At 50.7% G+C, this 21,912-nt stretch carries 13 protein-coding genes, 5 tRNA genes and 2 rRNA genes; 18 read left to right on the top strand and 2 right to left on the bottom strand.

Annotation, left to right across the window (positions count from 1 at the left end):
* Positions 1–58 precede the first annotated feature (58 nt).
* The 5 genes from Q3H59_RS19105 (at position 59) to birA (ending at position 5,621) form a co-directional block, all read left to right on the top strand.
* Positions 59–134 (top strand) — tRNA-Glu (locus Q3H59_RS19105).
* 215 nt (positions 135–349) lie between these two features.
* A 23S ribosomal RNA gene (locus Q3H59_RS19100) occupies positions 350–3,255 on the top strand.
* Positions 3,256–3,360: 105 nt separating this feature from the next.
* Positions 3,361–3,476 (top strand): 5S ribosomal RNA (rrf, locus tag Q3H59_RS19095).
* Between the two features lie 148 nt (positions 3,477–3,624).
* Complete coding sequence (gene murB / locus Q3H59_RS19090; protein ID WP_277974377.1) at positions 3,625–4,662, top strand: UDP-N-acetylmuramate dehydrogenase; 1,038 nt, start codon at positions 3,625–3,627, stop codon at positions 4,660–4,662.
* Positions 4,659–5,621: a bifunctional biotin--[acetyl-CoA-carboxylase] ligase/biotin operon repressor BirA gene (birA, locus tag Q3H59_RS19085; RefSeq protein WP_277974378.1), complete on the top strand. Its 963-nt coding sequence runs from the start codon at positions 4,659–4,661 to the stop codon at positions 5,619–5,621. The genes murB and birA overlap by 4 nt, the downstream gene beginning before the upstream one ends.
* Before the next feature lie 60 nt (positions 5,622–5,681).
* Here the strand turns inward: birA and coaA are convergent, their stop codons facing one another.
* Positions 5,682–6,632: a type I pantothenate kinase gene (gene coaA / locus Q3H59_RS19080; protein ID WP_210082116.1), complete on the bottom strand. Its 951-nt coding sequence runs from the start codon at positions 6,630–6,632 to the stop codon at positions 5,682–5,684.
* A 202-nt stretch (positions 6,633–6,834) separates the two neighbouring features.
* Complete coding sequence (locus Q3H59_RS19075) at positions 6,835–7,392, bottom strand: GNAT family N-acetyltransferase (protein ID WP_280172320.1); 558 nt, start codon at positions 7,390–7,392, stop codon at positions 6,835–6,837.
* 328 nt (positions 7,393–7,720) lie between these two features.
* Here Q3H59_RS19075 and Q3H59_RS19070 point away from each other — a divergent pair.
* The 13 genes from Q3H59_RS19070 (at position 7,721) to rpoC (ending at position 21,910) form a co-directional block, all read left to right on the top strand.
* Positions 7,721–7,796, top strand: a tRNA-Thr gene (locus tag Q3H59_RS19070).
* Between the two features lie 7 nt (positions 7,797–7,803).
* A tRNA-Tyr gene (locus tag Q3H59_RS19065) sits at positions 7,804–7,888 on the top strand.
* Positions 7,889–8,080: 192 nt separating this feature from the next.
* Positions 8,081–8,155, top strand: a tRNA-Gly gene (locus Q3H59_RS19060).
* A gap of 5 nt (positions 8,156–8,160) precedes the next feature.
* Positions 8,161–8,236, top strand: a tRNA-Thr gene (locus tag Q3H59_RS19055).
* A 107-nt stretch (positions 8,237–8,343) separates the two neighbouring features.
* On the top strand, positions 8,344–9,528 hold the full coding sequence (gene tuf / locus Q3H59_RS19050; protein ID WP_110867595.1) for an elongation factor Tu: 1,185 nt from the start codon (positions 8,344–8,346) through the stop codon (positions 9,526–9,528).
* A 227-nt stretch (positions 9,529–9,755) separates the two neighbouring features.
* The gene (gene secE / locus Q3H59_RS19045) at positions 9,756–10,139 is read left to right on the top strand and encodes a preprotein translocase subunit SecE (protein WP_064741592.1); all 384 of its coding nucleotides are present in this window, start codon (positions 9,756–9,758) and stop codon (positions 10,137–10,139) included.
* A 1-nt stretch (position 10,140) separates the two neighbouring features.
* Positions 10,141–10,686: a transcription termination/antitermination protein NusG gene (gene nusG, locus Q3H59_RS19040; protein WP_007886300.1), complete on the top strand. Its 546-nt coding sequence runs from the start codon at positions 10,141–10,143 to the stop codon at positions 10,684–10,686.
* A 148-nt stretch (positions 10,687–10,834) separates the two neighbouring features.
* The gene (gene rplK / locus Q3H59_RS19035) at positions 10,835–11,263 is read left to right on the top strand and encodes a 50S ribosomal protein L11 (protein WP_007886298.1); all 429 of its coding nucleotides are present in this window, start codon (positions 10,835–10,837) and stop codon (positions 11,261–11,263) included.
* Between the two features lie 3 nt (positions 11,264–11,266).
* The gene (rplA, locus tag Q3H59_RS19030) at positions 11,267–11,971 is read left to right on the top strand and encodes a 50S ribosomal protein L1 (RefSeq protein WP_007886296.1); all 705 of its coding nucleotides are present in this window, start codon (positions 11,267–11,269) and stop codon (positions 11,969–11,971) included.
* Positions 11,972–12,320: 349 nt separating this feature from the next.
* Positions 12,321–12,818, top strand: a complete 498-nt coding sequence (gene rplJ, locus Q3H59_RS19025) for a 50S ribosomal protein L10 (protein WP_007886294.1) — start codon at positions 12,321–12,323, stop codon at positions 12,816–12,818.
* Between the two features lie 66 nt (positions 12,819–12,884).
* Positions 12,885–13,247 (top strand): 50S ribosomal protein L7/L12, encoded by a 363-nt coding sequence (gene rplL / locus Q3H59_RS19020; protein WP_101763017.1) that lies wholly within the window; start codon positions 12,885–12,887, stop codon positions 13,245–13,247.
* 332 nt (positions 13,248–13,579) lie between these two features.
* Entirely contained in the window at positions 13,580–17,608 is a 4,029-nt protein-coding gene (rpoB, locus tag Q3H59_RS19015) for a DNA-directed RNA polymerase subunit beta (RefSeq protein WP_008108400.1), read from the top strand.
* 78 nt (positions 17,609–17,686) lie between these two features.
* Positions 17,687–21,910 carry a DNA-directed RNA polymerase subunit beta' gene (gene rpoC, locus Q3H59_RS19010; protein ID WP_222186135.1) on the top strand — a complete coding sequence of 1,408 codons (4,224 nt, stop codon included), beginning with the start codon at positions 17,687–17,689 and terminating at the stop codon, positions 21,908–21,910.
* Positions 21,911–21,912 lie beyond the last annotated feature (2 nt).

Below are 21,912 nucleotides of genomic sequence, written 5' to 3'. Positions count from 1 at the left end.
CACAGATTGTCTGATAGAAAGTAATGAGCAAGACGGCTGCGAAGTCGTGACACACCGTGTCCCCTTCGTCTAGAGGCCTAGGACACCGCCCTTTCACGGCGGCAACAGGGGTTCGAATCCCCTAGGGGACGCCACTTGCTTGGTGACAGGTGAAAGGTGTCTCCACGACGTATCTCAAACGAAGCTTACGAGCTGCGTCTGAGATACTGCTCTTTAACAATCCGGAACAAGCTGAAAATTGAAACGACGTATCGTCTTCATTCTCCGTAATAAGAATGAAGCGGCGATATGTTCGAGTCTCTCAAATGCTTGCAGTCTGCGCGCGTTGCAAAACGCCTGTGGGTTGTGAGGTTAAGCGACTAAGCGTACACGGTGGATGCCCTGGCAGTCAGAGGCGATGAAGGACGTGCTAATCTGCGTAAAGCGTCGGTAAGGTGATATGAACCGCTACAGCCGACGATGTCCGAATGGGGAAACCCGGTGCACCCAGTGCATCATCGCAACATGAATACATAGTGTTGCGAGGCGAACCCGGGGAACTGAAACATCTAAGTACCCGGAGGAAAAGAAATCAACCGAGATTCCCCCAGTAGCGGCGAGCGAACGGGGAACAGCCCAGAACCTGAATCAGTTTGTGCGTTAGTGGAAGCGTCTGGAAAGTCGCACGATACCGGGTGATAGTCCCGTACACGAAAGTGCACAGATTGTGAGTTCGAAGAGTAGGGCGGGACACGTGGTATCCTGTCTGAATATGGGGGGACCATCCTCCAAGGCTAAATACTCCTGACTGACCGATAGTGAACCAGTACCGTGAGGGAAAGGCGAAAAGAACCCCGGCGAGGGGAGTGAAACAGAACCTGAAACCGTGTACGTACAAGCAGTGGGAGCCTCTTTAATGGGGTGACTGCGTACCTTTTGTATAATGGGTCAGCGACTTATATTCTGTAGCAAGGTTAACCGTATAGGGGAGCCGCAGGGAAACCGAGTCTTAACTGGGCGTTAAGTTGCAGGGTATAGACCCGAAACCCGGTGATCTAGCCATGGGCAGGTTGAAGGTTGGGTAACACTAACTGGAGGACCGAACCGACTAATGTTGAAAAATTAGCGGATGACTTGTGGCTGGGGGTGAAAGGCCAATCAAACCGGGAGATAGCTGGTTCTCCCCGAAAGCTATTTAGGTAGCGCCTCGTGAACTCATCTCCGGGGGTAGAGCACTGTTTCGGCTAGGGGGCCATCCCGGCTTACCAACCCGATGCAAACTGCGAATACCGGAGAATGTTATCACGGGAGACACACGGCGGGTGCTAACGTCCGTCGTGAAGAGGGAAACAACCCAGACCGCCAGCTAAGGTCCCAAAGTCATGGTTAAGTGGGAAACGATGTGGGAAGGCACAGACAGCCAGGATGTTGGCTTAGAAGCAGCCATCATTTAAAGAAAGCGTAATAGCTCACTGGTCGAGTCGGCCTGCGCGGAAGATGTAACGGGGCTAAACCATGCACCGAAGCTGCGGCAGCGACGCGTATGCGTTGTTGGGTAGGGGAGCGTTCTGTAAGCCGTCGAAGGTGTGCTGTGAGGCATGCTGGAGGTATCAGAAGTGCGAATGCTGACATAAGTAACGATAAAGCGGGTGAAAAGCCCGCTCGCCGGAAGACCAAGGGTTCCTGTTCAACGTTAATCGGAGCAGGGTGAGTCGACCCCTAAGGCGAGGCTGAAAAGCGTAGTCGATGGGAAGCAGGTTAATATTCCTGCACTTGGTGTTACTGCGAAGGGGGGACGGAGAAGGCTAGGTTATCCGGGCGACGGTTGTCCCGGTTTAAGCGTGTAGGCTGATATCTTTGGTAAATCCGGGGTATCTTAAGGCTGAGGCGTGACGACGAGCCACCACGGTGGTGAAGTAACTGATGCCCTGCTTCCAGGAAAAGCCTCTAAGCTCCAGGTAACACGAAATCGTACCCCAAACCGACACAGGTGGTCAGGTAGAGAATACCAAGGCGCTTGAGAGAACTCGGGTGAAGGAACTAGGCAAAATGGTGCCGTAACTTCGGGAGAAGGCACGCTGTCATCAGGTGAAGTCCCTCGCGGATGGAGCTGAAGGCAGTCGAAGATACCAGCTGGCTGCAACTGTTTATTAAAAACACAGCACTGTGCAAACACGAAAGTGGACGTATACGGTGTGACGCCTGCCCGGTGCCGGAAGGTTAATTGATGGGGTTATCCGCAAGGAGAAGCTCTTGATCGAAGCCCCGGTAAACGGCGGCCGTAACTATAACGGTCCTAAGGTAGCGAAATTCCTTGTCGGGTAAGTTCCGACCTGCACGAATGGCGTAATGATGGCCAGGCTGTCTCCACCCGAGACTCAGTGAAATTGAAATCGCTGTGAAGATGCAGTGTACCCGCGGCAAGACGGAAAGACCCCGTGAACCTTTACTATAGCTTGACACTGAACATTGAGCCTTGATGTGTAGGATAGGTGGGAGGCTTTGAAGCGTGGACGCCAGTCTGCGTGGAGCCAACCTTGAAATACCACCCTTTAATGTTTGATGTTCTAACGTAGGCCCGTAATCCGGGCTGCGGACAGTGTCTGGTGGGTAGTTTGACTGGGGCGGTCTCCTCCCAAAGAGTAACGGAGGAGCACGAAGGTTGGCTAATCCTGGTCGGACATCAGGAGGTTAGTGCAATGGCATAAGCCAGCTTGACTGCGAGAGTGACGGCTCGAGCAGGTGCGAAAGCAGGTCATAGTGATCCGGTGGTTCTGAATGGAAGGGCCATCGCTCAACGGATAAAAGGTACTCCGGGGATAACAGGCTGATACCGCCCAAGAGTTCATATCGACGGCGGTGTTTGGCACCTCGATGTCGGCTCATCACATCCTGGGGCTGAAGTAGGTCCCAAGGGTACGGCTGTTCGCCGTTTAAAGTGGTACGCGAGCTGGGTTTAGAACGTCGTGAGACAGTTCGGTCCCTATCTGCCGTGGGCGCTGGAGAATTGAGGGGGGTTGCTCCTAGTACGAGAGGACCGGAGTGAACGCACCACTGGTGTTCGGGTTGTCATGCCAATGGCACTGCCCGGTAGCTAAGTGCGGAAAAGATAAGTGCTGAAAGCATCTAAGCACGAAACTTGCCCCGAGATGAGTTCTCCCTGACCCCTTGAGGGTCCTGAAGGGACGTTGAAGACTACGACGTTGATAGGCCGGATGTGTAAGCGCAGCGATGCGTTGAGCTAACCGGTACTAATGACCCGTGAGGCTTAACCTTACAACGCCAGAGGCGTTTTGGTCTGAGAGACCGGATATTTTCAGCTTGTTTACGGATTAAAGATTTAGCGGAAGCGAATGTTATTCGTTTTTGCGACAGAATTTGCCTGGCGGCTTTAGCGCGGTGGTCCCACCTGACCCCATGCCGAACTCAGAAGTGAAACGCCGTAGCGCCGATGGTAGTGTGGGGTCTCCCCATGCGAGAGTAGGGAACTGCCAGGCATCAAATAAGTGAAGAAGCCCCGGACGAAAGTCCGGGGCTTTTTTACGTCTGTACATTAGCAATTTCCCATCAGAAATAAGAAAACATCAAACTCGCAACCTACCGATCAGGTAAACTACGGTCAGATTAATCAGTAAAGGCCGTGAAATGTCCAGCCCCAATACATCCCTGAAAGCTTTCAACACTCTTGGTCTTACGATCAATGCACAAACACTGACCATCGCTGAAACTCCTGACGCTATTACTTTGGCCTGGAAAAACAGTCAGCAATCAAATCTGCCTTTTATTGTATTAGGCGAAGGGAGCAACGTACTCTTTCTTGAAGATTTTAGCGGCTCGGTGGTGGTTAATGCGATTAAAGGCATCGCTATCGAAGAGCATGACGAAGCCTGGCACTTGCATGTTGGTGCCGGCGAAAATTGGCATGCTTTAGTTGAAAACACGCTAAAGAAGGGTATTACAGGACTGGAAAACCTGGCGCTGATTCCTGGTATGGCCGGCTCAGCACCGATTCAAAATATCGGTGCATATGGTGTCGAATTTAAAGATATCTGTCACTACGTTGAAGCTATACACCTCCCATCGCAAAATATAATTCGGTTGTATCGAGAAGAGTGCCAGTTTAGCTATCGCGATAGTATTTTCAAACATGCTATGAAAAATGACTATGTCATTGTTGCAGTGGGATTACGTCTGGCAAAACAGTGGAAACCAGTTCTAACTTATGGCGAGCTGACTAAGTTAAACCCAGCAACAGTGTGTGCCTGGGATGTATTCAATGCTATTTGCCATATGCGCCAAAGCAAACTGCCCGACCCAAAAATCACAGGCAATGTCGGTAGTTTCTTCAAAAATCCGCTGATCACAGCTGAGCATGCAGATGCGCTAATTAAGCAGTGGCCATCCATTCCTCATTATCCACAGGCCAGTGGCGAAGTGAAATTAGCTGCTGGATGGTTGATCGACCAATGTGGTCTTAAAGGCTTCCGTGTAGGTGGCGCCGCAGTTCACCGTCAGCAGGCTTTAGTACTGATAAATGAAGATTATGCCACTCCACAGGATATTGTCGATTTAGCGCATCAGGTTAGAAATAGAGTCGGACAAAAGTTTGATGTTTGGCTGGAGCCAGAAGTGCGCTTTATCGGTGCTCGAGGCGAGCGTAATGCCGTTGAGGTAATTTCATGAAAGATAATAGCGTGCCGTTAAAGTTAGTGGCATTGGTGGCCGATGGTGAATTTCACTCTGGTGAGCAGCTGGGCGAAGCGCTTGGTATGAGCCGTGCTGCCATTAATAAACATATACAGACTCTCAAAAGTTGGGGTCTGGATGTATATACGGTAACGGGTAAAGGCTACAGCTTACCAGAGCCAATTCAGTTACTGGATGAAGAAATCATTCTGTCTCTCCTGCATCAAACTAATCTGGCGGTTATTCCTGTTATCGATTCTACCAACCAGTATTTGCTGGATCGGATGGATCAATTGCCGTCTGGCTACGCATGCATTGCCGAGTATCAGCAAGCAGGGCGCGGACGTCGCGGGCGTAAATGGTTTTCACCGTTTGGCTCCAACCTGTATATGTCCATGTATTGGCGTCTTGATCAGGGGCCAGCTGCGGCGATGGGCCTGAGTCTGGTGATTGGTATCATCATGGCAGAAGTGATTCAGTCATTAGGTGCTCCGGATGTCCGGGTTAAATGGCCGAATGATCTCTATCTTAACGATCGTAAGCTTGCTGGTATTTTAGTTGAGTTAACTGGAAAAACCGGCGATGCAGCTCAGATTGTTATAGGTGCTGGTGTCAATTTGCTGATGCGTTCAGAAGGCACGGCAGAAATTAATCAGGGTTGGATTAATCTTCAGGAAGCTGGTGTTGATATCGATCGCAACGAGTTAGCTGCGAAGTTGATCAATAGCCTGCGTGAAGCGTTACCTATTTTTGAGCGCGATGGTTTGGCGCCATTTGTTTCCCGCTGGGAAGCCCTTGATAACTTCATTAATCGTCCAGTGAAGCTTCTTATTGGGGATCGTGAGGTACATGGCATTGCGCGAGGTATTGATAAGCAGGGTGGCTTATTACTGGAGCAGAATGGAGTCATTAAATCCTGGGTAGGGGGTGAGATTTCTCTTCGTCCAGACAATTAATGCATCTGAGCTAACAAATTAAAATGCCCACGATCTTTTATGGGCATTTTATAAAAAAGACTATTTCCTCAAACGTACACTTTGCACCGCATGATCAGCCGACTTCGTCATAATAAGACTTGCTCGTTCACGTGTAGGCAGGATATTTTCCTTTAAATTAAGCCAGTTAATCTCTTTCCACAGACCATGCGCAATATTGAGTGCATCCTCTTCAGGTAATTGCGAATAGTGATGGAAATAAGAGTCCGGATCGCTAAACGCGCCCTCACGGAATTTCAAAAAGCGATTTACATACCAGTTCTCAAGTAAAGACTCTGGTGCATCGACGTAAATTGAAAAATCCACGAAATCAGACACAAATACATGATGAGGATCGTGAGGATAGTCCATACCGCTTTGCAGCACATTCAATCCTTCAAGAATAAGAATATCAGGCTGTTGTACGACTTTATCGCCATCCGGAATGACATCATAAATCAGATGAGAATAAACCGGCGCTGTCACCTGGCTAGCACCCGATTTTAAATCAGATACGAAGTTAACCAGGCGATGCATATCGTAAGATTGCGGGAACCCTTTTTTCTTCATCAAACCGCGTTCTTTAAGCACGGCATTAGGATGCAAAAAACCATCAGTAGTGATCAGTTCTACTTTGCGGTGTTCTGGCCAGCGGCTAAGAAGCGCCTGAAGCACACGGGCAGTTGTGCTTTTTCCTACCGCAACGCTGCCGGCAATACTGATGATATAAGGGATTTTCTGCCCATTAGTGCCAAGGAATTGCTCAAGCACCGCCTGACGGCGCAGATTAGAACTGATATAAAAATTAAGCAGACGCGATAGCGGCAGATAAATCTCGGCCACTTCTTCTAATGAAAGATCTTCATTGATACCACGCAGACGCTCAATTTCACCTTCAGCCAATGTCATTGGTACTGAATCGCGTAGTGCTGCCCATTGCTGGCGATTGAACTGCAAATAAGGCGTAGTAAGAGGTGTCGTTTTTTTACTCATAAGCATGCATCTGAGTGCAAATTCTGATTCATCAACACCTTGCTGCATTAAGCATACGAAGATGTATCAAACTCAATTGCACGTCACAGGGGTAATTAACGAGAACAATGGGCAGGAGGGTAACACCAGTGTGACTTTAAAAAGAAGTAAAATGATAAACAGGAGCACGCTTTCGCAAGCGTGCCCGCATTTTTCTTGTCGGTCAGTAGCTTGTCGCTACATTTTCTGCTGGGCTGGTACGCAGACGTTTATAGTAAATCGCGCCGGGATGAGGATGCCCATCCGCGCATAATGCATAGTCGGGCAATTCCCCTAAATAGCGGTAGCCATGTGCCCGATAAAAAATTTCTTCCGCAGAACCTGCAATGACATCCAAATAAAGCAGCCCACGCTGGTAGCTTTCTGCCTTGTGCTCAAGTGTCTGCATTAATCTGCGTCCAATCCCTTCTCGCTGAGCATTGGAATGCACAAGCAGCTGTAAAACTTCCGCGCGATTCTGTCCATCTGGACGCTGACAAATATTGAGCTGCACGCTTCCCACCACAACCGAGTCGATGACGGCAATCCATAGCAGCAACTCATGGCGTGCCATTTTGTTGCGCAAGCTATGAAAATAGCGCTCCGCATCCTGATACCGTTGCATCTTTTGCGAATGTTGAAATGCCGAAGTCATATTGTTTTTTACCGCTTCAACCATCAGGGCAGCCAAAGCCTGACGATAAAGGGGTAATGTTTCTGCAGTAAGCTGAACAATATTCATGCGACATCCTCCATTTAATGACCCGATTAAATAGATAAGCAAAATGCAGGCCAGCAGAAAAAACGAGTATAGCGGGTAGTTTCACAAAAAATTTTCTACAATTTGCACAGCAGAAAGGCAGTGCGCTTCAAATATGTGCATTGAAAATGATGACGGTTCATAGCAATCAATCAATGTGGTGGTGTAAAAACGCACAGGTTTAGGGTGATTTTACTGCAGTTGATGGCTGATTTGAGATGATTTGCACAAATAGTAAGCGATAGAACAATTTTGACGATTTTTTTGTTGCATCCTTCTTCGGGTATTCCTAGAATGCGCTCCACTTGATGCCGGCTTAGCTCAGTTGGTAGAGCAACTGACTTGTAATCAGTAGGTCACCAGTTCGATTCCGGTAGCCGGCACCATCAAGTAGGTGGGATTCCCGAGCGGCCAAAGGGAGCAGACTGTAAATCTGCCGTCACAGACTTCGAAGGTTCGAATCCTTCTCCCACCACCATCTCAACCTTCTGGTTGGGCGTCAGATAAAGTCTTTATCTGATGGGTGAGTTCTTCATCTCTCACCTTCGAATTTCAGATTGCGCATTAGCGCAATCAAAGTTGGTCAGCAACTCTGACCGGCTCGAATAATAGAAGGTCTTCTTTTATTATTCATAAGCTACAGAAAGAACAGGTAGCCGAGTTCCAGGATGCGGGCATCGTATAATGGCTATTACCTCAGCCTTCCAAGCTGATGATGCGGGTTCGATTCCCGCTGCCCGCTCCAGATGTGCTGATATGGCTCAGTTGGTAGAGCGCACCCTTGGTAAGGGTGAGGTCCCCAGTTCGACTCTGGGTATCAGCACCACTTCCTTTATCTCTCTCCTGATTCTCTCTCTGTAAACCAAACAGTCAGGCAATGCCTGGTTGATATGACGATATCTTCGATATATCCGTGTCTTAGAGGGACTAGCGATGGCTAAAGAGCAATTTCAGCGTAATAAACTGCACGTAAACGTGGGCACCATCGGTCACGTCGACCACGGTAAAACCACCCTGACTGCAGCAATTACTACCGTACTGGCTAAAACCTACGGCGGTAAGGCAAGCAAATTCGATGAGATCGATAAAGCGCCAGAAGAGAAAGCACGTGGTATCACCATCAACACTTCTCACGTTGAATATGAAACCCCGTCTCGCCACTATGCGCACGTTGACTGCCCAGGCCACGCCGACTATGTGAAAAACATGATCACCGGTGCAGCGCAGATGGACGGCGCGATCCTGGTTGTTGCTGCGACTGATGGCCCAATGCCACAGACCCGTGAGCACATCCTGCTGGGTCGTCAGGTTGGCGTTCCTTACATCATCGTGTTCCTGAACAAGTGCGACATGGTTGATGATGAAGAGCTGCTGGAACTGGTTGAGATGGAAGTACGTGACCTGCTGTCAGCATATGACTTCCCAGGCGACGACACTCCAATCGTACGTGGTTCTGCTCTGAAAGCGCTGGAAGGCGACGCTGAGTGGGAAGCTAAGATCATTGAGCTGGCTGAGCACCTGGATACCTATATCCCAGAGCCAGTACGTGCAATCGACAAGCCGTTCCTGCTGCCAATCGAAGACGTATTCTCAATCTCTGGCCGTGGTACCGTTGTTACCGGTCGTGTTGAGCGCGGTATCGTTAAAGTGGGCGACGAAGTTGAAGTTGTTGGCCTTAAAGACACTGTGAAATCAACCTGTACTGGCGTTGAAATGTTCCGCAAACTGCTGGATCAGGGTCAGGCAGGCGAGAACTGTGGTGTTCTGCTGCGTGGTATCAAGCGTGAAGACATCGAGCGTGGCCAGGTTCTGGCTAAGCCGGGTTCAATCAAGCCACATACCCAGTTCACTTCAGAAGTTTACGTTCTGTCTAAAGATGAAGGCGGCCGCCATACTCCGTTCTTCAAAGGCTACCGTCCTCAGTTCTACTTCCGTACTACTGACGTGACCGGTGACGTTCAACTGCCAGAAGGCGTTGAGATGGTAATGCCAGGCGACAACGTAAAAATGACCGTTACTTTGATCAAGCCAATCGCTATGGATCAGGGTCTGCGTTTCGCAATCCGTGAAGGCGGCCGTACTGTTGGTGCGGGTGTTGTTGCTGAAATTATCGCTTAACTGCGATAAGATTTGACGCAATGCACAAGGAAAGGGCATCATTTGATGCCCTTTTTGCACGCTGTTGTATAGAACCTGGCTCATCAGTGATTTTGCATCATAATCATTGCTGAGACAGGCTCTGTTTCACGGCGTTGGATACCGAGTTACGCTCAAAAGCTCATTCGGTTTGGATGCCTCGCACTGCGGGGCAGTATAGTTTCTGAATTATTGTGGCAGGTTGGTTTATGAGTGCGAATACCGAAGCTCAAGGAAGCGGGCGCGGCCTTGAAGCGATGAAATGGGTAGTTGTGATCGCATTGCTCCTGGTAGCAATCGTCGGCAACTATATCTATCGCGATGTAACATTGCCTCTGCGCGCGCTGGCTGTGGTTGTGCTGATCGCTGCAGCGGGCGGCATTGCTTTGCTGACAATCAAAGGCAAAGCGACTGTGGCATTTGCCCGTGAAGCTAAAACCGAAATGCGTAAGGTCATTTGGCCGACTCGCCAGGAAACACTGCACACCACGTTAATCGTTGCCGCGGTTACTGCCGTGATGTCACTGATTTTGTGGGGGCTGGATGGTATTCTGGTCCGTCTGGTATCGTTTATCACTGGCCTGAGGTTCTGAGATGTCTGAAGCTCCAAAAAAACGCTGGTACGTCGTTCAGGCGTTCTCTGGTTTTGAAGCCCGCGTAGCGAAATCGCTGCACGAGCATATCAAACTGCACAACATGGAAGAGCTTTTTGGCGAAGTCATGGTGCCGACTGAAGAAGTCGTCGAAATCCGTGGCGGCCAGCGTCGCAAAAGCGAACGTAAATTCTTCCCTGGCTACGTATTGGTTCAGATGGTAATGAATGACGCCAGCTGGCACTTAGTACGCAGTGTACCGCGTGTAATGGGCTTTATCGGTGGTACTTCCGACCGTCCTGCGCCAATCAGTGATAAAGAAGTTGATGCGATTATGAACCGCCTGCAGCAGGTGGGTGATAAGCCGCGTCCAAAAACGCTGTTCGAGCCAGGCGAGATGGTACGCGTCAGCGACGGCCCGTTTGCCGACTTCAACGGAGTGGTCGAAGAAGTGGACTACGAGAAGAGCCGCCTGAAAGTGTCCGTTTCCATCTTTGGCCGTGCAACGCCAGTGGAACTCGACTTCGCTCAGGTGGAGAAAGGTTAACCCTTCTGTTCACTTTTTAGCTCTTGCGGAAGGCGCGAAATTTACCTATAATTTCGCGCCTTTTGTTTTTATGTGCCCGCAACGGCATATAAATCGTTATCACGGGGAGCCTGTTTTTCAGGCGTTATAACCCAATTGAGGAATTATCATGGCCAAGAAAGTACAAGCCTACGTTAAGTTGCAAGTTGCAGCTGGTATGGCTAACCCAAGTCCACCTGTTGGTCCAGCACTGGGTCAGCAGGGTGTTAACATTATGGAATTCTGCAAAGCGTTCAACGCTAAGACTGAATCCCTGGAGAAAGGCCTGCCTACTCCTGTTGTTATCACCGTATACAGTGACCGTTCTTTCACCTTCGTTACCAAAACGCCTCCGGCTGCCGTACTGCTGAAAAAAGCAGCGGGCATCAAGTCTGGTTCTGGTAAGCCGAACAAAGACAAAGTCGGTAAAGTTTCCCGTGCTCAGGTACGTGAAATCGCAGAAACTAAAGCTGCGGACATGACTGGTTCTGACGTAGAAGCGATGACTCGCTCTATCGAAGGTACTGCTCGTTCCATGGGCCTGGTAGTAGAGGATTAAGAAATGGCTAAGCTGACCAAGCGCATGAGCGTAATCCGTGACAAAGTTGATGCTACTAAGCAGTACGACATTAACGAAGCTGTTGCTCTGCTGAAAGAACTGGCTACTGCCAAGTTCGTAGAAAGCGTTGACGTTGCCGTTAACCTCGGCATCGATGCACGTAAATCTGATCAGAACGTGCGCGGTGCGACCGTTCTGCCACACGGTACTGGTCGTTCAGTACGTGTTGCCGTCTTCACCCAAGGTGCAAACGCTGAAGCTGCTAAAGCAGCTGGCGCAGAACTGGTTGGTATGGAAGACCTGGCTGAGCAGATCAAAAAAGGCGAAATGAACTTTGACGTTGTAATCGCATCTCCAGATGCAATGCGCGTTGTTGGCCAGTTGGGCCAGGTTCTGGGCCCACGCGGTCTGATGCCAAACCCGAAAGTTGGTACTGTAACGCCGAACGTTGCTGAAGCAGTTAAAAATGCTAAAGCAGGTCAGGTTCGTTATCGTAACGACAAAAACGGCATCATCCACACCACCATCGGTAAAGTGGATTTTGACACTGACAAATTGAAAGAAAACCTGGAATCTTTGCTGGTTGCGCTGAAAAAAGCTAAACCATCACAGGCGAAAGGCGTGTACATCAAGAAAGTCAGCATCTCTACCACCATGGGCGCCGGCGTTGCCGTTGACCAGGCTGGTCTGAGTGCATCAGCAAACTAATTGCTGCTTGTAACGGGCGAAAAATTCATCTAGAATCTTACGCCCGTTGTTCTGGTTGTTTGCACAATTCAGAACCCAGATTCAAAGCGAGTGAGTGACAAAGTCTAAACGCTTGGTTGTTCAGTCGCTTAGGTTGGAGCCAGGCCTTATCCTGGCCTCCGTCCGAGACCGCAGGAGCAGAATATTTTCGGATATCTTGCTTAATACCCTGCGTAGACGGTGACAGAACCAAAAAGAATTATTTCTTCGCTGGATTCTGCTCACCGTGTAATAGCGCTTATCGCCTTCGGGTGAATAAGTGAAGTGAGTTCCGGGAAATTATTCCCGGTCAATCCAGGAGCAAAAGCTAATGGCATTAAATCTTCAAGGCAAACAAGCGATTGTTGCTGAAGTTAGCGAAGTAGCCAAAGGCGCGCTTTCAGCGGTTGTTGCGGATTCCCGTGGCGTGACCGTTGATAAAATGACCGAACTGCGTAAAGCAGGTCGTGAAGCTGGCGTTTACATGCGTGTTGTTCGTAACACCCTGCTGCGCCGCGTCGTTGAAGGTACTCCTTTCGAGTGCCTGAAAGACACGTTTGTTGGTCCGACCCTGATTGCATACTCTTTGGAACACCCGGGCGCTGCCGCTCGTTTGTTCAAAGATTTCGCTAAAGCGAATGCAAAATTTGAGGTCAAAGCTGCAGCCTTTGAAGGTGAGCTGATCACGGCGGCCAATATTGACCGTCTGGCAACTCTGCCGACTTACGAAGAAGCACTGGCACGTCTGATGTCGACCATGAAAGAAGCCGCTGCTGGCAAACTGGTCCGTACTCTGGCTGCTGTGCGCGATGCAAAAGAAGCGGCTTAAGGCCAAATTCTTTTCCTTCGTGCTTGCTACCGTATAAACTTTTTCTGATTTTTAGGAACAATCGATATGTCTATCACTAAAGACCAAATTCTGGAAGCTGTTGCCGCTATGTCCGTAATGGAAGTAGTTGAGCTGGTTTCTGCTATGGAAGAAAAATTCGGCGTTTCTGCTGCTGCCGCTGTAGCTGTTGCTGCTGGCCCAGCTGAAGCTGTTGAAGAGAAAACTGAATTCGACGTAATTCTGAAAGCTGTTGGCGCTAACAAAGTCGCAGTAATCAAAGCAGTACGTACTGCAACTGGCCTGGGCTTGAAAGAAGCTAAAGACCTGGTTGAAGCTACCGGTACTATCAAAGAAGGCATTAGCAAAGATGACGCAGCCGCTCTTGAAGCTGCTCTGAAAGAAGCTGGCGCTGAAGTTGAAGTTAAGTAAGACAACCTTCGGGTTGCAGCCTGAGTAACATTAGGCTGATGGCTGGTGACTGTTTAGGTCACCAGCCTTTTTGCGCTACAGGGGAATGATGGCGTTTCGCACTGTTTGTCCATCATTCCTCTTCAATATCTTTTTCTATCGACGCCTTAATATATCGCTCTCCTGCGAAGGTTCCCTGCCTGAACAACGGCGATGAAATGATTTAAGAGTGATAGAAAGATGTATTGCATGGGGTGCTGCGCATCGCATGAAAAACAAAAAATAGTGTTGCATGAACTGTCCTTTTCAGGACGGACAGCGTGGTTCGACATGTCAGCTAGCTGAGGAACCCCATGGTTTACTCCTATACCGAGAAAAAACGTATTCGTAAGGATTTTGGTAAACGTCCACAAGTTTTGGACATACCTTATCTCCTTTCTATCCAGCTTGACTCGTTCCAGAAGTTCATCGAGCAAGATCCAGAAGGCCAGTACGGTCTGGAAGCAGCCTTCCGCTCCGTATTTCCAATCTCAAGCTACAGCGGCAACTCTGAGTTGCAGTATGTCAGCTACCGTTTGGGTGAGCCTGTCTTTGACGTAACTGAATGTCAGATCCGTGGCGTGACCTATTCGGCACCGCTGCGCGTGAAACTGCGTCTGGTGATCTACGAGCGCGAAGCGCCGGAAGGCACCGTAAAAGACATTAAAGAACAAGAAGTCTACATGGGTGAGATTCCACTCATGACGGACAATGGTACCTTTGTTATCAATGGTACTGAGCGTGTTATCGTTTCTCAGCTGCACCGTAGTCCTGGCGTGTTCTTCGACAGCGATAAGGGTAAAACGCACTCTTCCGGTAAAGTGCTGTATAACGCACGTATCATCCCTTACCGCGGTTCATGGCTCGATTTCGAGTTTGACCCGAAAGACAACCTCTTCGTCCGTATTGACCGTCGTCGTAAGCTGCCGGCCAGTATCATTCTGCGCGCGTTAAACTTCACTTCAGAACAAATCCTTGATCTGTTCTTTGATAAAGTCGTTTATGAAATCCGCGATAACAAACTGCAGATGGAACTGGTGCCTGAGCGCCTGCGTGGTGAAACCGCCTCCTTCGATATCGAAGCAAACGGCACGGTCTACGTTGAGAAAGGTCGTCGCATCACTGCGCGCCACATCCGTCAGCTGGAAAAAGACAACATTCAGCACATCGAAGTGCCAGTTGAATACATTGCTGGCAAAGTGGTTGCTAAAGACTACGTCGATCTGAACACCGGCGAGCTGATCGTTCCTGCAAACATGGAATTGTCACTGGATCTGCTGGCGAAACTGAGCCAGTCGGGCCACAAGCGCATTGAAACGCTGTTCACCAACGACCTTGATCACGGTGCGTACATCTCCGAGACTCTGCGTGTTGACCCAACCAACGATCGTTTAAGCGCGCTGGTTGAGATCTACCGCATGATGCGTCCTGGTGAGCCACCAACGCGTGAAGCTGCTGAAAACCTGTTCGAGAACCTGTTCTTCTCTGAAGATCGTTACGATCTTTCTGCGGTTGGCCGTATGAAGTTCAACCGTTCTCTGCTGCGTGATGAGATCGAAGGTTCAGGTATCCTGAGCAAAGACGACATCATCGAAGTGATGAAAAAGCTTATCGGTATCCGTAACGGTATCGGTGAAGTGGATGATATCGATCACCTCGGTAACCGTCGTATTCGTTCTGTTGGCGAGATGGCAGAAAACCAATTCCGTGTGGGTCTGGTACGTGTTGAGCGTGCAGTTAAAGAGCGTCTGTCTCTGGGCGACCTCGATACGCTGATGCCTCAGGACATGATCAACGCTAAGCCGATTTCGGCGGCGGTGAAAGAGTTCTTCGGTTCAAGCCAGCTGTCCCAGTTTATGGATCAGAACAACCCATTGTCCGAGATTACGCACAAACGTCGTATCTCTGCTCTGGGCCCAGGCGGTCTGACCCGTGAGCGCGCCGGCTTCGAAGTACGTGACGTACACCCAACGCACTACGGTCGTGTATGTCCTATCGAAACTCCGGAAGGCCCGAACATCGGTCTGATCAACTCACTCTCGGTTTACGCGCAGACTAACGAATACGGTTTCCTTGAAACCCCGTATCGCCGCGTTGTTGACGGGAAAGTGAGTGATGAAATTCATTACCTCTCTGCAATTGAAGAGGGTAACTACGTTATCGCTCAGGCAAACACCAACCTCGCAGAAGATGGCAGCTTTGTTGACGATCTCGTCACCTGCCGTAGCAAGGGTGAGTCAAGCCTGTTCAGCCGCGATCAGGTTGACTACATGGACGTTTCCACCCAACAGGTGGTTTCTGTCGGTGCTTCACTGATTCCGTTCCTGGAGCACGATGATGCTAACCGCGCCTTGATGGGTGCGAACATGCAACGTCAGGCGGTTCCAACTCTGCGTGCTGATAAGCCGCTGGTTGGTACCGGTATGGAACGCGCAGTAGCGGTTGACTCCGGCGTAACTGCTGTCGCGAAACGTGGTGGTACCGTTCAGTACGTTGATGCTTCCCGTATCGTTATCAAAGTTAACGAAGAAGAGATGTATCCGGGCGAAGCGGGTATCGACATCTACAACCTGACCAAGTACACCCGTTCTAACCAGAACACCTGCATCAACCAGATGCCGTGTGTCAATCTGGGTGAGCCGATTGAGCGTGGCGACGTGCTGGCAGATGGCCCGTCTACCGACCTCGGTGAACTGGCGCTGGGTCAGAATATGCGCGTGGCGTTCATGCCATGGAACGGTTACAACTTCGAAGACTCCATCCTCGTATCCGAGCGTGTGGTTCAGGAAGACCGTTTCACCACTATCCACATCCAGGAACTGGCATGTGTGTCTCGCGACACCAAGCTGGGGCCAGAAGAGATCACCGCTGATATCCCGAACGTGGGTGAAGCTGCGCTTTCTAAACTGGATGAATCCGGCATTGTGTACATCGGTGCGGAAGTGACCGGTGGCGACATTCTGGTTGGTAAGGTAACACCGAAAGGTGAAACCCAGCTGACGCCAGAAGAGAAACTGCTGCGTGCGATCTTCGGTGAAAAAGCCTCTGACGTAAAAGATTCGTCACTGCGCGTTCCGAACGGCGTATCCGGTACTGTTATTGACGTGCAGGTCTTCACTCGCGATGGCGTGGAAAAAGACAAGCGCGCGCTGGAAATCGAAGAGATGCAGCTGAAGCAGGTTAAGAAAGACCTGTCTGAAGAACTGCAGATCTTCGAAGCTGGCCTGTTTGGCCGTATCCAGGCAGTACTGATCTCGGGTGGTGTTGAAGCTGAGAAGCTGGACAAACTGCCACGTGAGCGCTGGCTGGAGCTGGGCCTGACTGACGAAGAGAAGCAGAACTCTCTGGAGCAGCTGGCTGAGCAGTACGACGAACTGAAGCACGAGTTTGAGAAGAAACTTGAAGCTAAGCGTCGCAAGATCACCCAAGGCGATGATCTGGCACCAGGCGTGCTGAAAATCGTTAAGGTGTATCTGGCCGTTAAACGTCAGATTCAGCCTGGTGACAAGATGGCAGGTCGTCACGGAAACAAGGGTGTTATCTCGAAGATCAACCCTATCGAAGACATGCCTTACGATGAGAACGGTACGCCGGTCGACATCGTACTGAACCCGCTGGGCGTACCATCGCGTATGAACATCGGTCAGATTCTGGAAACTCACCTCGGTATGGCGGCTAAAGGCATTGGTGAAAAAATCAATGCGATGCTGAAGAAGCAGGAAGAAGTCTCCAAACTGCGTGAGTTCATCCAGCGTGCTTACGATCTGGGCACTGATGTGCGTCAGAAAGTTGACCTGAACACCTTTACAGATGACGAAGTACTGCGTCTGGCAGAGAACCTGAAGAAGGGTATGCCAATCGCGACTCCGGTGTTTGACGGTGCGAAAGAGAGCGAAATCAAAGAGCTGCTGCAGCTCGGCGGATTGCCTTCTTCCGGTCAGATCACCCTGTTCGACGGCCGTACCGGTGAGCAGTTTGAGCGTCAGGTAACCGTAGGTTACATGTACATGCTGAAACTGAACCACCTGGTTGACGACAAGATGCACGCACGTTCTACCGGTTCTTACAGCTTGGTTACTCAGCAGCCGCTGGGTGGTAAAGCGCAGTTCGGTGGACAGCGCTTCGGTGAGATGGAAGTGTGGGCACTGGAAGCATACGGTGCCGCGTATACCCTGCAGGAAATGCTTACCGTTAAATCTGATGACGTTAACGGCCGTACGAAGATGTATAAAAACATCGTCGACGGTAACCATCAGATGGAACCGGGCATGCCGGAATCCTTCAACGTACTGTTGAAAGAGATTCGCTCGCTGGGTATCAACATCGAGCTGGAAGACGAGTAAGTACTCGCAAGTACTGGTTACGGGACGTGCACTTCGGGTGCGCGTCCCTGAGAGTTCCACTCCGACGGGAGCTAATCCGTGAAAGACTTACTTAAGTTTCTGAAAGCGCAAACTAAGACCGAAGAGTTTGATGCGATCAAAATTGCTCTGGCCTCGCCAGACATGATCCGTTCATGGTCTTTTGGTGAAGTTAAAAAGCCGGAAACCATTAACTACCGTACCTTCAAGCCTGAGCGTGACGGTCTTTTCTGTGCCCGTATTTTCGGACCGGTAAAAGACTACGAATGCCTGTGCGGTAAGTACAAGCGTTTAAAACATCGCGGCGTGATCTGTGAGAAGTGTGGCGTTGAAGTTACACAGACCAAAGTACGTCGTGAGCGCATGGGCCACATTGAGTTGGCTTCACCGACTGCGCACATTTGGTTCCTGAAATCACTGCCTTCGCGTATCGGCTTACTGCTGGATATGCCACTGCGTGATATCGAGCGCGTGCTGTACTTCGAATCTTATGTGGTTATCGAAGGCGGCATGACCAACCTGGAAAAACGTCAGATTCTGACCGAAGAGCAGTACCTTGACGCGCTGGAAGAGTTCGGTGACGAATTCGACGCGAAGATGGGTGCGGAAGCGATCCAGGCGCTGCTGAAAAACATGGATCTGGAGCAAGAGTGCGAGCAGCTGCGTGAAGAGCTGAACGAGACCAACTCCGAGACCAAACGTAAAAAGCTGACCAAGCGTATCAAGCTGCTGGAAGCGTTCGTTCAGTCTGGTAACAAGCCAGAGTGGATGATCCTGACCGTTCTGCCGGTTCTGCCGCCAGATCTGCGCCCGCTGGTACCGCTGGACGGTGGTCGTTTCGCAACGTCGGATCTGAACGATCTGTATCGTCGCGTGATCAACCGTAATAACCGTCTGAAACGCCTGCTGGATCTGGCTGCGCCAGATATCATCGTACGTAACGAAAAACGTATGTTGCAGGAAGCGGTTGATGCACTGCTGGATAACGGCCGTCGCGGTCGCGCCATCACTGGCTCGAACAAGCGTCCGCTGAAATCTCTGGCAGACATGATCAAAGGTAAGCAGGGTCGTTTCCGTCAGAACCTGTTGGGTAAACGTGTTGACTACTCTGGCCGTTCAGTTATCACCGTTGGTCCATACCTGCGTCTGCATCAGTGCGGTCTGCCGAAGAAAATGGCTCTTGAGCTGTTCAAACCGTTCATCTACGGCAAGTTGGAACTGCGTGGCCTGGCCACCACCATCAAAGCCGCTAAGAAAATGGTTGAGCGCGAAGAGGCTGTCGTTTGGGATATCCTGGACGAAGTGATCCGCGAACACCCGGTACTGCTGAACCGTGCACCAACTCTGCACCGTTTGGGTATCCAGGCGTTTGAACCGGTTCTGATCGAAGGTAAAGCGATCCAGCTGCACCCGCTGGTTTGTGCGGCATATAACGCCGACTTCGATGGTGACCAGATGGCTGTTCACGTACCGCTGACGCTGGAAGCCCAGCTGGAAGCGCGTGCGCTGATGATGTCGACCAACAACATTCTGTCACCAGCGAACGGCGAGCCAATCATCGTTCCTTCACAGGACGTTGTTCTGGGTCTGTACTACATGACCCGCGACAAAGTGAACGCCAAAGGCGAAGGCATGGTGCTGACTGGCCCGAAAGAAGCTGAGCGTGTTTACCGCGCTGGCCTGGCCGAGCTGCATGCACGCGTTAAAGTGCGTATCACTGAATACACCAAGAACGAGCAGGAAGAGTTCGTTGCGAAAACCAGCATTATCGACACCACCATTGGTCGTGCGATTCTGTGGATGATCGTTCCGAAAGGCCTGCCTTACTCCATCGTCAACCAGGCGCTGGGTAAGAAAGCCATTTCTAAGATGCTGAACACCTGTTACCGCATTCTTGGTCTGAAGCCGACCGTTATCTTTGCTGACCAAACCATGTACACCGGTTTTGCTTACGCAGCCCGTTCAGGTGCCTCTGTAGGTATCGACGACATGGTCATCCCAGCGAAGAAAGCGGAAATCGTAGCCGAAGCGGAAGCGGAAGTTGCTGAGATTCAGGAACAGTTCCAGTCTGGTCTGGTAACTGCTGGCGAACGTTACAACAAAGTTATCGATATTTGGGCCGCCGCTAACGAACGCGTTTCCAAAGCGATGATGGATAACCTGCAAACTGAAACCGTGATCAACCGTGATGGCGAAGAAGAGCAGCAGGTATCGTTCAACAGCATCTACATGATGGCCGACTCCGGTGCGCGTGGTTCTGCTGCACAGATTCGTCAGCTGGCCGGTATGCGTGGTCTGATGGCTAAGCCAGATGGCTCAATCATCGAAACGCCGATCACCGCGAACTTCCGTGAAGGTCTGAACGTACTCCAGTACTTCATCTCCACGCACGGTGCGCGTAAAGGTCTGGCGGATACCGCACTGAAAACTGCTAACTCCGGTTATCTGACGCGTCGTCTGGTCGACGTAGCGCAGGATCTGGTTGTTACCGAAGATGACTGCGGCACGTTCGAAGGCATCATGATGACTCCAGTCATCGAAGGTGGCGACGTTAAAGAGCCGCTGCGTGAGCGTGTACTGGGTCGTGTAACGGCTGAAGACGTTCTGAAGCCAGGCACTGCGGACATCCTGATCCCGCGTAACACCCTGATCGATGAACACTGGTGTGATGTGATCGAACTGAATTCAGTCGATGCGATCAAAGTGCGCTCGGTTGTTGGCTGTGAAACCGACTTCGGTGTGTGTGCACACTGCTACGGTCGCGATCTGGCACGTGGTCACATCATCAACAAAGGTGAGGCCATCGGTGTTATCGCAGCACAGTCCATCGGTGAGCCGGGTACACAGCTGACGATGCGTACGTTCCACATCGGTGGTGCGGCATCTCGTGCGGCTGCTGAATCCAGCATCCAGGTGAAGAACAAAGGTACTATCAAGCTGACCAACGCGAAGTCTGTAACCAACTCCTCAGGAAAACTGGTTATCGTTTCACGTAACGTTGAGCTGAAGATGATCGACGAGTTCGGTCGTACCAAAGAGAGCTATAAAGTACCTTACGGTGCGGTCATGGCTAAAGGTGATGGCGAGCAGGTTGCCGCGGGCGAAACCGTAGCAAACTGGGATCCGCATACCATGCCGGTCATCACCGAAGTGGGCGGTTTCATTCGCTTCACTGACATGATCGACGGTCAGACCATTACGCGTCAGACTGACGACTTAACCGGTCTGTCATCGCTGGTGGTTCTGGATTCTGCAGAACGTACTGCGGGTGGTAAAGATCTGCGTCCTGCGCTGAAAATTATCGATGCCAACGGAAATGATGTTCTGATTCCGGGTACCGACATGCCAGCACAGTACTTCCTGCCGGGCAAAGCAATTGTTCAGCTGGAAGATGGCGTTAAGATCAGTGCCGGTGACACGCTGTCGCGTGTTCCGCAGGAATCTGGCGGTACCAAGGATATTACCGGTGGTCTGCCGCGCGTTGCTGACTTGTTCGAAGCGCGTCGTCCGAAAGAGCCAGCAATCCTGGCGGAGATCAGCGGTATCATCTCCTTCGGTAAAGAGACCAAAGGTAAGCGTCGTCTGGTGATTACGCCGGTTGATGGTAGCGATCCGTACGAAGAGATGATTCCAAAATGGCGTCAGCTTAACGTATTCGAAGGTGAGCGCGTAGAACGTGGTGACGTCGTATCTGACGGCCCAGAGTCTCCGCACGACATCCTGCGTCTGCGTGGCGTCCATGCTGTGACCCGTTACATCACTAACGAAGTGCAGGAAGTTTACCGTCTGCAAGGCGTTAAGATTAACGATAAACACATCGAAGTCATCGTTCGTCAGATGCTGCGTAAAGCAACCATCTCGAGCGTGGGAAGCACCGACTTCCTGGAAGGTGAGCAGGCTGAATACTCACGCATCAAGATCTCTAACCGTGAACTTGAAGCGAATGGCAAAATCGGCGCAACATTCATGCGCGATCTGCTGGGTATCACCAAAGCGTCACTGGCAACCGAATCGTTCATCTCTGCAGCATCGTTCCAGGAGACCACGCGTGTCCTGACCGAAGCAGCAGTTGCAGGTAAGCGTGATGAACTGCGCGGCCTGAAAGAGAACGTCATCGTGGGTCGTCTGATCCCAGCCGGTACCGGTTATGCTTATCACCAGGATCGTATGCGTCGCCGCTCTGCGGGCGAAGCACCGGTTGCACCGCAGGTTACTGCGGATGAAGCCTCTGCAAGCCTGGCAGAATTGCTGAACGCCGGTCTGGGCGGAAGCGACGACGAGTAATT

Source organism: Pantoea sp. SORGH_AS_0659 (assembly GCF_031453915.1).
Taxonomy (GTDB): domain Bacteria; phylum Pseudomonadota; class Gammaproteobacteria; order Enterobacterales; family Enterobacteriaceae; genus Pantoea; species Pantoea leporis.
This window is presented reverse-complemented; position numbering and strand designations above follow the sequence as displayed.

Coding starts and splice junctions, on each gene's coding strand:
- murB (WP_277974377.1), top strand. CDS start 3,625: ATGTCCAGCCCCAATACATCCCTGAAAGCTTTCAACACTCTTGGTCTT.
- birA (WP_277974378.1), top strand. CDS start 4,659: ATGAAAGATAATAGCGTGCCGTTAAAGTTAGTGGCATTGGTGGCCGAT.
- coaA (WP_210082116.1), bottom strand. CDS start 6,632: ATGAGTAAAAAAACGACACCTCTTACTACGCCTTATTTGCAGTTCAAT.
- Q3H59_RS19075 (WP_280172320.1), bottom strand. CDS start 7,392: ATGAATATTGTTCAGCTTACTGCAGAAACATTACCCCTTTATCGTCAG.
- tuf (WP_110867595.1), top strand. CDS start 8,344: ATGGCTAAAGAGCAATTTCAGCGTAATAAACTGCACGTAAACGTGGGC.
- secE (WP_064741592.1), top strand. CDS start 9,756: ATGAGTGCGAATACCGAAGCTCAAGGAAGCGGGCGCGGCCTTGAAGCG.
- nusG (WP_007886300.1), top strand. CDS start 10,141: ATGTCTGAAGCTCCAAAAAAACGCTGGTACGTCGTTCAGGCGTTCTCT.
- rplK (WP_007886298.1), top strand. CDS start 10,835: ATGGCCAAGAAAGTACAAGCCTACGTTAAGTTGCAAGTTGCAGCTGGT.
- rplA (WP_007886296.1), top strand. CDS start 11,267: ATGGCTAAGCTGACCAAGCGCATGAGCGTAATCCGTGACAAAGTTGAT.
- rplJ (WP_007886294.1), top strand. CDS start 12,321: ATGGCATTAAATCTTCAAGGCAAACAAGCGATTGTTGCTGAAGTTAGC.
- rplL (WP_101763017.1), top strand. CDS start 12,885: ATGTCTATCACTAAAGACCAAATTCTGGAAGCTGTTGCCGCTATGTCC.
- rpoB (WP_008108400.1), top strand. CDS start 13,580: ATGGTTTACTCCTATACCGAGAAAAAACGTATTCGTAAGGATTTTGGT.